The sequence below is a fragment of the Prauserella flavalba genome, from assembly GCF_003202235.1.
Taxonomy (GTDB): domain Bacteria; phylum Actinomycetota; class Actinomycetes; order Mycobacteriales; family Pseudonocardiaceae; genus Prauserella_A; species Prauserella_A flavalba.
Genome location: NZ_MASU01000006.1, coordinates 96918 through 109503, shown reverse-complemented (window position 1 = coordinate 109503; position 12586 = coordinate 96918). Strand labels below are relative to the sequence as shown.

At 70.7% G+C, this 12586-nt stretch carries 10 protein-coding genes; 4 read left to right on the top strand and 6 right to left on the bottom strand.

Annotation, left to right across the window (positions count from 1 at the left end; all coding sequences use genetic code 11):
* Positions 1 to 34: 34 nt before the first annotated feature.
* The 3 genes from BA062_RS16540 to BA062_RS16530 are packed head-to-tail and all read left to right on the top strand — an operon-like array spanning position 35 to position 4745.
* Entirely contained in the window at positions 35 to 2485 is a 2451-nt protein-coding gene (locus tag BA062_RS16540) for a GcvT family protein (RefSeq protein ID WP_110337608.1), read from the top strand.
* 11 nt (positions 2486 to 2496) lie between these two features.
* Positions 2497 to 3642 (top strand): N-methyl-L-tryptophan oxidase, encoded by a 1146-nt coding sequence (gene solA / locus BA062_RS16535; protein WP_110337606.1) that lies wholly within the window; start codon positions 2497 to 2499, stop codon positions 3640 to 3642.
* Complete coding sequence (locus BA062_RS16530; RefSeq protein ID WP_110337604.1) at positions 3639 to 4745, top strand: aromatic ring-hydroxylating oxygenase subunit alpha; 1107 nt, start codon at positions 3639 to 3641, stop codon at positions 4743 to 4745. Before solA ends, BA062_RS16530 begins: the two co-directional genes overlap by 4 nt.
* Here the strand turns inward: BA062_RS16530 and BA062_RS16525 are convergent.
* The 4 genes from BA062_RS16525 to ahcY are packed head-to-tail and all read right to left on the bottom strand — an operon-like array spanning position 4726 to position 7643.
* Positions 4726 to 5376 (bottom strand): dTMP kinase, encoded by a 651-nt coding sequence (locus tag BA062_RS16525; protein WP_110337602.1) that lies wholly within the window; start codon positions 5374 to 5376, stop codon positions 4726 to 4728. The two genes, BA062_RS16530 and BA062_RS16525, sit on opposite strands and share 20 nt — an antisense overlap.
* A 13-nt stretch (positions 5377 to 5389) precedes the next feature.
* On the bottom strand, positions 5390 to 5833 hold the full coding sequence (locus tag BA062_RS16520; RefSeq protein WP_281271642.1) for a type II toxin-antitoxin system VapC family toxin: 444 nt from the start codon (positions 5831 to 5833) through the stop codon (positions 5390 to 5392).
* Positions 5830 to 6138, bottom strand: coding sequence for a toxin-antitoxin system HicB family antitoxin (locus BA062_RS16515; RefSeq protein ID WP_210406906.1), 309 nt, complete (start codon positions 6136 to 6138; stop codon positions 5830 to 5832). Before BA062_RS16515 ends, BA062_RS16520 begins: the two co-directional genes overlap by 4 nt.
* Positions 6139 to 6170: 32 nt before the next feature.
* The gene (gene ahcY / locus BA062_RS16510) at positions 6171 to 7643 is read right to left on the bottom strand and encodes an adenosylhomocysteinase (protein ID WP_110337598.1); all 1473 of its coding nucleotides are present in this window, start codon (positions 7641 to 7643) and stop codon (positions 6171 to 6173) included.
* Positions 7644 to 7753: 110 nt separating this feature from the next.
* Between ahcY and BA062_RS16505 the strand changes: the two genes are divergently transcribed.
* Positions 7754 to 10072 carry a hypothetical protein gene (locus tag BA062_RS16505; RefSeq protein ID WP_110337596.1) on the top strand — a complete coding sequence of 773 codons (2319 nt, stop codon included), beginning with the start codon at positions 7754 to 7756 and terminating at the stop codon, positions 10070 to 10072.
* A gap of 96 nt (positions 10073 to 10168) precedes the next feature.
* Here the strand turns inward: BA062_RS16505 and BA062_RS16500 are convergent, their stop codons facing one another.
* Both BA062_RS16500 and BA062_RS16495 read right to left on the bottom strand, forming a co-directional pair.
* A complete protein-coding gene (locus BA062_RS16500; protein WP_110337594.1) occupies positions 10169 to 10903 on the bottom strand; it encodes a hypothetical protein in 735 nt (244 codons plus the stop codon).
* 146 nt (positions 10904 to 11049) lie between these two features.
* Complete coding sequence (locus BA062_RS16495; protein WP_110337592.1) at positions 11050 to 12561, bottom strand: amino acid permease; 1512 nt, start codon at positions 12559 to 12561, stop codon at positions 11050 to 11052.
* Positions 12562 to 12586: the final 25 nt, after the last annotated feature.

Here is a 12586-nt window from a genome sequence, read left to right as displayed (position 1 = left end):
AGTCAATCTCATCGCCTGAGCAGGAGGTTCCGCGATGGGTACCGGACCGCGAGTAGTCATCATCGGAGCGGGGATCGTCGGTTGCTCATTGGCCGACGAGCTGACGGAACGGGGATGGACCGACATCACCGTGCTGGAACAGGGCCGCCTCTTCGCCACGGGCGGCTCCACCTCCCACGCCCCCGGGCTGGTCTTCCAGACGACGGGGAACAAGACGATGACCGAGTTCGCCAGCTACACCGTGGCGAAGCTCAGCGGTCTCACGCTCGACGGCGCGTGGTGCTTCCAGCAGCTCGGCGGGCTCGAGATCGCCACCACGCCGCTGCGCTGGGCCGATCTGAAACGCAGGCACGGCTGGGCGACGTCGTGGGGCGTGCGCAGCTACCTCCGCACGCCCGAACAGTGCGCTCAGCTGCACCCGCTGCTCGACGCCTCCCGCGTGCTCGGCGGCTTCCACATCCCGAGCGACGGCCTCGCCAAGCCGCTGCGCGCCGCGGAAGCACAGGCCCGCAGGGCGATCGAGCGCGGAGCGCGGTTCCTCGAACACCAGAAGGTCACCGGCGTCTCGCGAGCGAAGGGCCGCGTCACGGGGGTCACCACGGAGACCGGCGAGTTCCGCGCCGACGTCGTCGTCTCGTGTGCGGGAATGTGGGGGCCGCTGATCGGCAGGCTCGCCGGGCTCACCATCCCGATGGTGCCGATGGCGCACCAGTACGCGAAGACGAACCCGCTACCGGTCCTGCGCGGCCGCAACGACGAGACCACCGAGGCCGGGCTGCCGATCCTGCGGCATCAGGACGCCGACCTGTACTTCCGCGAGCACGTCGACCGGCTCGGCATCGGCGCGTACGGGCACCGCCCGATGCCGGTGGACCCCGCCGACATCGCCGACCCGCGCACGGCCACGGGCATGCCGTCGGAGCTGGAGTTCACCCCCGAGGACTTCGAGGAGTCCTGGGCCGCCGCGGGCGAGCTCCTGCCCGTGCTGCGCGACGCCAAGCCGGAAGAGGGCATCAACGGGCTGTTCTCGTTCACCCCAGACGGCATGCCCCTGCTCGGCGAGCACCCCGGCCTCGACGGGTTCTGGGTGGCCGAGGCCGTGTGGATCACCCACTCCGCCGGCGTCGCGAGGGCGATGGCCCAGTGGCTCGTCGACGGCCAGCCCGAGCAGGACCTGCACGCCTGCGACCTCAACCGGTTCGAGCGGGTCCAGCTCTCCCCCGGCTACGTGCACACGCGCAGCTGCCGCAGCTTCGTCGAGGTCTACGACGTCCTGCACCCGCTGCAGCCGCCCGAGCGGCCAAGGCCCCTGCGGACCAGCCCCTTCCACGAGCGGCAGACCGAGCTCGGAGCGTACTTCCTCGAGTCAGGCGGCTGGGAGCGGCCGCACTGGTACGCGGCGAACGCGAACCTGCCCGAGGTGGAGCGGGTCCCGTCGCGCGGCGAATGGGCGTCGCGATTCTGGTCGCCGATCGCGGGTGCCGAGGCGATCGCGGCGCGCTCGCGCGTGGCGATGTTCGACATGACGCCGCTGCGGCGGCTGGAGGTGAGCGGCCCCGACGCGCTCGCGTTCCTCCAGGCGCTGACCACGAACCGGCTGGACCGCAAGCCCGGCACGGTCACCTACACGTTGCTCCTCGGGGAGGACGGCGGCATCCGCAGCGACCTGACCGTGGCCCGGCTCGACGCCGAGCGCTTCCAGGTGGGGCTGAACAGCCCGCTCGACATCGACTGGCTGCGCAGGCGGCTACCCGGAGACGGGGCGGTGAACCTGCGCGAGATCACCTCGGGCACGTGCTGCGTCGGGCTGTGGGGGCCGAGGGCGCGCGACGTACTCCAGCCGTTGTCCACAACGGACTTCTCACACAAGGCTCTCGGATACTTCAAGGGCGTGGAGACGTTCGTGGGCAACGTTCCCGTCACCGCGCTTCGACTGTCCTATGTGGGCGAACTGGGCTGGGAGCTCTACACCACCGCCGATCTCGGGCGCCTGCTGTGGGACACGCTGTGGGAGGCCGGGCAGGCACACGGCGTACTCGCGGCGGGGCGGGACGCCTTCAACAGCATGCGCCTGGAGAAGGGCTACCGGGCGTGGGGTGCCGACATGACGACCGAGCACGACCCGTACGAGGCGGGGCTCGGCTTCGCGGTACGGATGGACAAGGGCTACTTCATCGGCCGCGACGCGCTCGCCGGCCGCTCGCCGGAGACCGTGACGCGCAAGCTGACGTGTCTCACCATCGCCGACCCGCAGTCGGTGGTGCTCGGCAGCGAGCCCGTGTTCGCGGGCGGCAGGCCCGCCGGCTACGTCACGAGCGCCGCCTACGGCTACACCACCGGGCTGAACATCGCCTACGCGTGGCTGCCCGCGGGCGCCGCCGTGCCGGGAACCGCCGTGGAGATCGAGTACTTCGGCGAGCGGGTGCCCGCCGTCGTGGCGGAGGAGCCGCTGTTCGACCCGGCGATGACGCGAGTGCGGTCCTGAGGGGAAACGACATGACGGCGTACGACGTGATCGTGATCGGGCTCGGCGGCATGGGCAGCGCCGCCGCCTTCCGGCTCGCCGAGCGCGGGCAGCGGGTGCTCGGCCTCGAACGGCACGAACCGGTGCACACCAAGGGATCCAGCCACGGCGGCTCCCGCATCACGCGGCAGGCCTACTTCGAGGACCCCGCCTACGTGCCGCTGCTGCTGCGGGCGCACGAGCTGTGGCCCCGGCTGGAGGCCGACGCCGGGCTGCCGATCTTCACCCGGTGCGGCGGCCTCATGGTCGGCGGGCCCGAGTCGCGGACCGTCGCGGGCAGTGTGCGCAGCGCGGAGAAGTGGGGGCTCGCGCACGAGATCCTCACCGCGGCCGAGATCCGCGAGCGGTTTCCGACGATGCGGCCCGCCGAGGGCGACATCGGACTGTACGAGCCTGGTGCGGGCTTCGTGGTCCCCGAGGCGAGCGTCACCGCGCACCTGCGGCTGGCCGAACGGGCGGGCGCCGACCTGCGGTTCACCGAGCCCGTGCTGTCGTGGCGGGACGACGGTGACGGCGTGCGCGTCACCACTCCGCTCGGCGAGTACACGGCGGGGCGGCTCGTGGTGTGCCCCGGCGCGTGGGCTCCCGGACTGCTCGCCGACCTCGGCGTGACGTTCACCGTCGAACGGCAGGTGCAGTACTGGTTCGCCCCGGCCGGCGGTGCGGAGCCGTTCGCACCGGAGCGGCATCCGGTCTACATCTGGGAGAACGAGCACGGCAGGCAGTGCTACGGCTTCCCCGCCGTGGACGGCGAGGCCAAGGTCGCGTTCTTCCGGGGCGGGCTGACGTGCACGCCGGAGACGATCGACCGCACCGTGCATCCGCACGAGGTGGACGAGATGGCCGCGTTCGCCGGAGCGCGGCTCCCTTCGCTGCCCGGCGAGTTCCGGCGCGCGGCGACCTGTATGTACACCAACACCCCCGACGAACACTTCGTGATCGCCCGGCATCCCGCACACGACAACGTGGTGGTGGCGTGCGGGTTCTCCGGGCACGGCTTCAAGTTCGTGCCCGTGGTCGGTGAGGTGGTCGCCGACCTGGTCACCGACGGCGCGACCGAACACCCCATCGCCCTGTTCGACCCGGCCAGACTCGCCGGCAGCAGAGGAGCCGCATGACCGCCAGCCTGATCTCCACCCTGCCCGGCAGGTACTACACCGACCCCGCGATCTTCGCGCGCGAGCAGGAGAACGTGTTCGAGGCGCTCTGGTTCTGCGCCGTGCGCGGTGCCGACATCCCTGCGCCCGGCGACTACCGGACCGTCCAGATCGGACGCGAGAGCGTGCTCGTCAGCAGGTCCAGGTCCGGTACGGTGCGGGCGTTTCTCAACGTGTGCCGGCATCGCGGCGCGCGGCTGTGCACCGAGGAGTCCGGGTCGGTCCGCCGGTCGTTCCAGTGCCCGTACCACGCGTGGACCTACGACCTGGACGGCAGGCTCATCGCGGCCCCGAACCTCACGAGCATGCCGGACGTCGACCGCGCCGAGTTCGGCCTGCGCACCGTGCCCGTGCGCGAATGGCTCGGCTACGTGTGGGTGTGCCTCGCCGACGAGCCGCCATCATTCGCCGACACCGTGATCGGCGCGGTGACCGAACGGCTCGGCGCCGCCGACGCGATCGAGGCGTACGGCACCGAGTCGCTGGCGCTGGGCAGGCGCGTCACCTACGACGTGCGCGCCAACTGGAAGCTGATCATCGAGAACTTCATGGAGTGCTACCACTGCGCGACGATCCACCCCGAGCTGACCGAGGTGCTGCCGGAGTTCGCCGACGGCTACGCCGCCCAGTACTACGTGGGCCACGGCGCGGAGTTCGGTGAGGACGTGCGCGGGTTCACCGTCGACGGCGGCGAGGGCTTCGGCACGCTCAGCGGGCTCGCCGCAGGGCAGGACCGCCGGTACTACGCGATCACGGTGCGGCCACAGGTGTTCGTCAACCTCGTGCCCGACCACGTGATCGTGCACCGGATGTTCCCGCTCGCCGCCGACCGCACGGTGGTGGAGTGCGACTGGCTGTACTCGCCCGAGGTCATCGGGTCCGGCAGGGACATCTCGCGGTCGGTGGAGCTGTTCCACCGCGTGAACGAGCAGGACTTCGCTGCGTGCGAGCGCTGCCAGCCCGCGATGAGCTCACGCTCCTACGCCGACGGCGGAGTGCTCGTGCCCTCCGAGCACCACATCGGCGAGTTCCACGACTGGCTGCTCAAGCGGCTGGCCGGGTGATCGCCTCGGCGAGCGCGACGGCGTCGACCCGCTCGGCGCCGTCGACGACGTGCCACGGCGAGAGCCAGCCCCGCGCGGCCAGCTCGTCGTAGACGCCGGCGCACCGGGCCTGCAGGTCGTCGTCGGACTCGAACGCGTCCTTGCGGCGCTCGGCGTCGGCCCGCGCCCGGTTCTCGGCGCGGGCGGCGGCGACCTCCGGCGCGACGCGCAGGAGGATGTGCGCGTCGGGCACGGGCAGTCCGAAGCGGTCGATCTCCAGCGCTCGTACCCACTCCACCACAGGGCTGTCCGCGCCCTCGTGGAGGCGGGCGGCCTGGTAGGCGGCGTTGGAGGCCACGTAGCGGTCGAGCAACACGACGTCGTGGGTGCGCAGGTCGGCGCGGATGGCCTCCGCGGCGTCGCGCCGGTCGAACGCGTACAGCAGCGCCATGCCGTAGACGGACTCGCCGAGGTCGCCGTGCTCGCCGTGCAGCGCCTCACGCACGAGGTCGGCGTGGACACTCTCGCCGTAGCGCGGGAACGCGAGCGTCGCCACGCTCGAGCCCCGGTCGTGCAGCGCCTTCGTCAGCGCGTCGCTGAGCGTGCGCTTGCCCGCGCCGTCGAGACCTTCGATGACCACCAGTCGACCCACGTGGCCACTGTAGTCAGCGCACCTCGAGGCCGTTCGCCTTCGCCACCTCGGCCTGCCGCGCCTCGCGGGTCACGAACGTCACCGGTTCACCGCCGACGAGTGCCGCCGTGTCGTGCAGCGCCACGGCGAGATGGAGCGCATCCAGGGTGCGTAGCGTGTGATGCTCGGAGGCCAGCCGGTATGCGGCGGACAACACTGTCCGTGGAACGAACGGCACGAGCGTCAGCACACCGGCCGTCGAGTCGCCATCGAACTGGGCCAGTGCAGGTTGCGCATCCTGGATCCGACCGACATTGCGTGCGGTCGCGACGGCGCTGGCGAACTCGACGCGGGTCAGCTCGCTGGTAAGCACCCGATGTCCGCTGTCGTACAGCAGAGTCGCCAGCTCCTCGTAGTCCGGCTCGTCGGGCATGTTGGCGCGCACCACGGCGCTGGTGTCCGCGTACAGGACAGTCACCGCTCGCCTCTCGTCCAGTCGAGCGCCTCACTGACGGCCGTACCCGTACCTCGCATCAGTTCGGCGAGCTGCTTCCTGCCAGGAGGAGGAACCTCTGGCTCGAATGCGATCGCCTTGCCCTCCGCGACCATGCGGCGGTGCCACTCCTGCGGGCTCTCATCCTCGCGGACGGCAGCTTCCAGCAGCCCGGCCACCAGGTCGTTGACACTGCGCCCCTCGGCCGCGGCCTTGGCCTTGACCTTGGCGTGCAACTCGTCGTCGATGCGCGTGATGAGCTGCTTCACCGCGCCATGATAGCAATCCATGGGACGATGATATCGTAGCTTGCTACATCACATCAGTAACGGTAGTGGTCCGACTTGTACGGGCCCTCCACGTCGACGTCGATGTACTCGGCCTGCTCCTTGGTCAGCTTGGTCAGCTCGCCACCGAGGGCCTGGAGGTGGATCTTGGCGACCTTCTCGTCGAGCTGCTTCGGCAGCCGGTACACCTCCTTGTCGTACTCCTCGTGCTTGGTGAACAGCTCCACCTGCGCGATGACCTGGTTGGAGAAGCTGTTGGACATCACGAAGCTGGGGTGCCCGGTGGCGTTGCCCAGGTTCAGCAGCCTGCCTTCGGAGAGCACGATGATCGAGTGCCCGTCGGGGAAGGTCCACTCGTCGACCTGCGGCTTGATGTTCTCCCTGCGGATGCCCGGGTAGCGCGCGAGGCCGGCCATGTCGAGCTCGTTGTCGAAGTGTCCGATGTTGCCCACGATCGTCTGGTGCTTCATCCGGGCCATGTGCTCGGCCATCACGACGTCCTTGTTGCCCGTCGTGGTGATCACGATGTCGGCCTCCGGCAGCACCGACTCCAGTGTCTTGACCGGGTAGCCGTCCATCGCCGCCTGGAGCCCGCAGATCGGGTCGATCTCGGTGACCACCACGCGCGCGCCCTGCCCGCGCAGCGACTCGGCCGCGCCCTTGCCGACGTCGCCGTAGCCGCACACCACCGCGACCTTGCCGCCGATGAGCACGTCGGTGCCGCGGTTGATGCCGTCGATGAGCGAGTGCCGGATGCCGTACTTGTTGTCGAACTTGCTCTTGGTCACCGAGTCGTTGACGTTGATGGCCGGGAACAGCAGCTCACCGGCCGCGGCCAGCTGGTACAGCCGCAGCACGCCGGTGGTGGTCTCCTCGGTGACGCCCCGGATGCCCTCGCCGATCTTGGTCCACTTGCCGGTGTCGGCTGCCAGCGAGTCCCGCAGCAACTGCAGGAAGACCTTCCACTCGTCGGGGTCGTTGTCGTCGGCGGAGGGCACCACGCCCGCGCGCTCGTACTCGGTGCCCTTGTGCACGAGCATCGTGGCGTCACCGCCGTCGTCGAGGATCATGTTCGGACCCTCACCGTCCCAGGTCAGCATCCGCTCGGTGCACCACCAGTACTCGGCGAGCGACTCGCCCTTCCACGCGAACACCGGCACGCCCTTGGGCTCCTCCGGCGTCCCGTGCGGGCCGACGACCACCGCGGCTGCGGCGTGGTCCTGCGTGGAGAAGATGTTGCACGAGGCCCACCGAACTTCGGCACCGAGGGCGACGAGGGTCTCGATCAGCACCGCCGTCTGCACGGTCATGTGCAGCGAGCCGGACACGCGCGCGCCCCGCAGCGGGTACACCTCGGCGTACTCCCTGCGCAGCGCCATCAGACCGGGCATCTCGTGTTCGGCCAGCCGGATCTCCTTGCGACCGAACTCCGCGAGCGCCAGATCCGCGACCGCGAACTCCACACCGTTTCGCGTCTGGTGCAGAGAAGCAACGCTTTCAGGGGCCATCTCGGAACATTCCTCCAGACTCGCTGTGCCGCCAACCGGACGGACCGACACCAGCACATTACCGTTGTTTGTTCGTTCGTCGTCCTTCCAACCAGCGAGGAGATCCCCACGTGCCCCTCCCCGGCCCCGATGCCCGCGTCGTCGAACTGCGCGTTCCGGGGCTGATAGGTACGAGTGGCGAGTCGTTGCTCGACTCCGTCGGCACGGTCGACGTGGCCGGTGACGGAGTCGGCCGCGTGATCCGCCCCTCCGACCGGCTGCGCAGGCCGGCGCCCGGCCCGGTACTGCAGGCGCTCGGCCGGTCGGTGCCGCGCACCCTGGAGGGCTACCTCTGGAACCGGATGACCTCGGGCGGCGCCGCCAAGGCCACGTGGGCGCTGCTGTTCCCCTTCTCACTCGCCAACGTGGCGCACTGGATGCTGCCGCCGGTGCCGGAGGGCAGACGGCTCGCCGCGGTGCTCGGCGTGCTGTGCCGGGGGCTGCTGCGGCTCGCCGCACTGCTGCTCACGATGCTGCTGGTGAGCCAGCTCGCCGTGGTGACCCTCGACCTGTTCGCCGCGCAGTGCCTTGCCCCGGGCAGCGGGTGCCTCACGCTGGCGCCGTCGTGGGTGCGTGACGTCGACGGCGTGCGCATGGCGCTCGGCGTGGTGCCCCTGTTGCTGGTGGTGTTCGTGCTCTTCCGGGTGTCGTCGGCGAAGTGGAAGGTGACGGCGCCGGAACGACGTCCGCTGCCCGGCAAGGGGCTGCCCGGTGACCAGCTGGTCGACGGCGCCGACACCGCGATGCTGCGGTGCGTGCACACGGTCGCCGCGCTCACGTGCGTCGCACTGCTGCTGCTCGGGGGCCCGCTGCGGGTGCCGGAGCGGACCGCCGACGCCGTGCTGTGGTTCGCCACGCTCGCACTGCTGGGCATCGCCGTGCTCGCCACGGCGGTGCGCGCGCACCGGCTGCTCCCCGTCGTGCCGCGCATGGTGCTGCTGGGCCTCGCGGCGGCGCTCGCGGTCGCGGCCGCGGTGGTGCGGACCCCGCTTCCGGTGACGCTCACGGGCACCGACGACACCGTCGAGGGCATCGGCGCCGCACTGCTCGTCGTGTGCGTGCTGTTCGGGCTGCTGCTGATCCCGGCCGCGCTCCTGGCGAGGCCGGCGTGGGCCACGCTGCCGCGGCGCCTGCGGCCGTGGGCGGGCGGCTGGGCCGCGGCGCCCGCGCTCGCGCTCGCCGGGCTGCTCGGCGGCGGGTTCGGGGCCGGGCTCGCCATCGCGCTGCGCGAGCTCGTCGGCACCCGCGGGCTGCGGCTGCCGGAGAGCTACACGCTCATCACGCTGCTGTGGGGCGCGGGCCTCGCGGTCGGCGCGCTGCTCGCCGTGCTCGGGTTCGCGGTCGCGGTACCGCTGCGGCGCGCTCGTCGCGGCATCCCCGACGTCGTCAGGCTCATGGAGACGCACGAGGAGGACGAGGAGGAGGCGGCCGCGGCGTGGGCGCGGTCGAGCTGGGAACGCAAGTACCTGCACCGCATCGTGCTCACGATCGTCGTCGTGCTCGCGGTCGGCGTGGCCGCGCTGCTCGCGGTGCGGCTGGGTTACGGCTCGGTGCCGACCGCGCTGAACCCGCTTTCCGGCGTCGGCGTGCTCACGCTCGGCGGGCTCGCGGCAGGGCTGCTGCGGGTGGTCTACACGGCGGCGACCGGGCCCGAACGGAGCCGTCACCTCGGCGCGTTCTCCGACCTCGTGTGCTTCTGGCCGAGGGCGGCGCACCCCGCCGTCCCGCCGTCGTATGCGCTCAAGGTGGTGCCGGAGCTCGCCCAGCGGGCCCGCGAGCACCTGGCCGAGCCCGGCGCCCGCGTGGTGCTCGCCGGCTACCACGTCGGCGGGCTGCTCGCGGTGATGAGCGCGGCGAGGCTCGCGGCCGAACTGCCCGCCGCCGACCGGGAACGCGTCGGCGTGGTGACCGCCGGGGCGCCCCTGCAATGGGGTTACCAGCGCGCGTTCCCCGCTGTGTTCCCGCACGACTCGCTCGCCCGCCTCTTCGGGCAGCTCGACGGGCGCTGGCGCGGGCTGTGCCGCGGCACCGACACGTTCGGCGGCGGCGCGACGACGTGGCGCCACCAGGTCACCGACGACAAGCTGCTGGGCATCGGCTACCTGCCGGACGGCGGCGTCGGCGCACTGGAGCCCGCGGTGCAGGGGCCGACCGGTGCGCTGGTGCTCGGCGGCGACCACTGGCTGCCCGACCCGATGCGCGAGCCGATCAACGGCAGGCGCTGGGTGGCCGGGGTGCGCAGGCACGCGGACTACGTCGCCGACCCCGAGTGGGACCGCGCCGTGGTGCTGGCCGCCGGGCTGGAAAGGGCCGACATGACGGCGCGGCTGGCCGAACAGGTCCCCCTCTTCGAGGGTCTGCTCGGCCAGCCGCGCGTCAGGGAAGGCTAGGACCCACGGCACATCCGTGGCCCACCACCGCAGTGAAGGCCACCTTCACTGCGTTGAACGCAGGCAAGGTGGCCTTCACTGCGGGTGGCGATCCCGCTAGGAGCTGCGGCGCATCCGGGTCAGGAAGACCAGGGCGCCACCGCCGAGGAGCAGCAGGGCGCCGAGGCCGACGAGCCACGCCCCGCTGAAACCGGTCGAGGCCAGGTCGCCGCTGTCACCCGCGGGCGAGACCGGGGCCTCGCTCGTGGGGGCGACGGCTCCGCCCGCGACGGACGACGTGGTGGTCGTGGTCGTGTCGTCGCGCTCGCTCGTGGTGCTCTCGGCCGTGGTGGACTCCGACGTGGTCGTCGAGGTCTCCGAGGTGGTGGTCTCCGTGGTGGAGGTCGTGGTGGAGGTGGTGGTCGTGGTGGTCTCGGTGCCGCACACGTACCAGTGGCTGATCTGCGGGACCTGGCCGCCGTTGTTCAGCGGCGAACGGAGCTCCTCCCACGGCGGCGTCTCGGAGAGACCCTTCTCGCCCGGCACGTAGACGTTGTAGTTGTCGCCGCCCTTGACGACGATGCCGGTCACCGTGATGCCGTCGGCGACATCGGTGATCGTCACGTACTGGTCCTGCTCTTCCTTGCCACCGGTGAAGGTGAGGTCGCCCTTGTCGATCAGGTCGCCGTCGAGACCGGCGTCCTCACAGGTGACGGCGTTGCCCTCGAAGGACTCGGCACGCGGGTCCTCGTGCTCGGTCGCGACAGCACTGACGGCCGACCCGAGGAACAGGCCGGCCGTCAGCGTGGCGACAGCGAGAGCGCGAAGGGGCAATCTCTTGGTCACAGACATGCGGTACTCCGTGCGGGGGTGGGAGCCAACGGGGAAAACGCCGATTCCGGCGTACGAACCGCACGGACAGTACCTCGGCCGGGTGACGCCTTTACGCCGACCTCATGCTAGTGACCTATTCGTTTCCGTTCAGTGATCACGCCGCGTCATTCCTCGGCGGGAACCTTCTCCTGCTCGCGCTTCCCGAGGAGGGAATGGCGCTTGCTGTATGCGAAGTAGACGAGCACGCCGAGCGCCATCCACGCGAGGAAGCGCAGCCACGTGAGCACGGTCAGGTTCAGCATCAGCCAGAGGCAGGCGATGATCGCCACGACCGGGATCACCGGCACCCACGGGACACGGAAACCACGCGGCAGGTCCGGCCGCTTCTTGCGCAGCACCAGCACACCGGCCGACACCAGCACGAACGCGAACAGCGTGCCGACGTTGACCATCTCCTCGAGCTTGCTCGCGTCGAAGAAGGTCGCGGCGACCGCGACGACGATGCCGACGAGGATGTTGACGCGCACCGGGGTGCCGCGCGAGCCGGTCTTCGCCAGGTTGCGCGGCAACAGGCCGTCGCGCGACATCGCGAACAGCACCCGCTGCTGGCCGAGCATCAGCACCATGACCACCGTGGTGAGACCGGCGAGCGCGCCGATGGAGATGATGTGCGCGGCCCAGTCGACGCCGTTGAGCGAGAACGCCGTCGCCAGCGTCTTGCGGCCCTCGGGCTCGGCGTCGGTGGCCAGCTCGGTGTAGGGCACCATCCCGGCGACCACGAGCGACGTCGCGACGTAGAGCACGGTGACGATCGCCAGCGAGCCGAGGATGCCGCGCGGCACGTTGCGCTGCGGGTTGCGGGTCTCCTCGGCGGTGGTGGCGACGATGTCGAAGCCGATGAACGCGAAGAACACCAGCGAGGCACCGGCCAACAGCCCGAACGCGCCGTAGACGCTGCTCGAACCACCCACCAGCACGGAGAACAGCGACTGCTCGACACCGGCGCCCGACTCGCCGCCCTCGGCGGCCGGGGGCACGAACGGCGTGTAGTTGTCCGGGCTGATGTAGGCGATGCCCAGGATGATCACGAACAGGATGATCACGACCTTGAGCGCCGTGATCACGATGCTGAACCGCGAGGACAGCTTGGTGCCCGCCGTCAGCAGGGCGGCCAGCACGGCGACCAGGATGAGGGAGCCCCAGTCGAAGCTGACGCCGCCGAGGTCCACGGTCGTCGTGATGCCGTCGCCGAACGCCGCGACCAGCACCTCCTGGAGGTAGACCGACCAGCCCTTGGCCACGGCGGCGGCCGCCACCGAGAACTCCAGGACGAGGTCCCAGCCGATGATCCACGCGAGGAACTCGCCGAAGGTCGCGTAGGAGAACGTGTAGGCGCTGCCCGCGACGGGCACGGTGGAGGCGAACTCGGCGTAGCAGAGCGCCGCGAGCGCACACGCGATGCCGGCGAACACGAACGCGAGCGACACCGAAGGGCCCGACAGGTCACCCGCGGTGCGCGCGGTGAGCGTGAAGATCCCCGCGCCGATCATCACGGCGACACCGAAGACCGTCAGGTCCCAGGCACCCAGGTTTCTCCGTAGCCGGGTATCCGGTTCATCGGTGTCCGCGATGGACTGCTCCACCGACTTCGTTCGCCATATACCGGTTCCCGGCACGGTCTCCTCCTTGAAACGCCTGGGT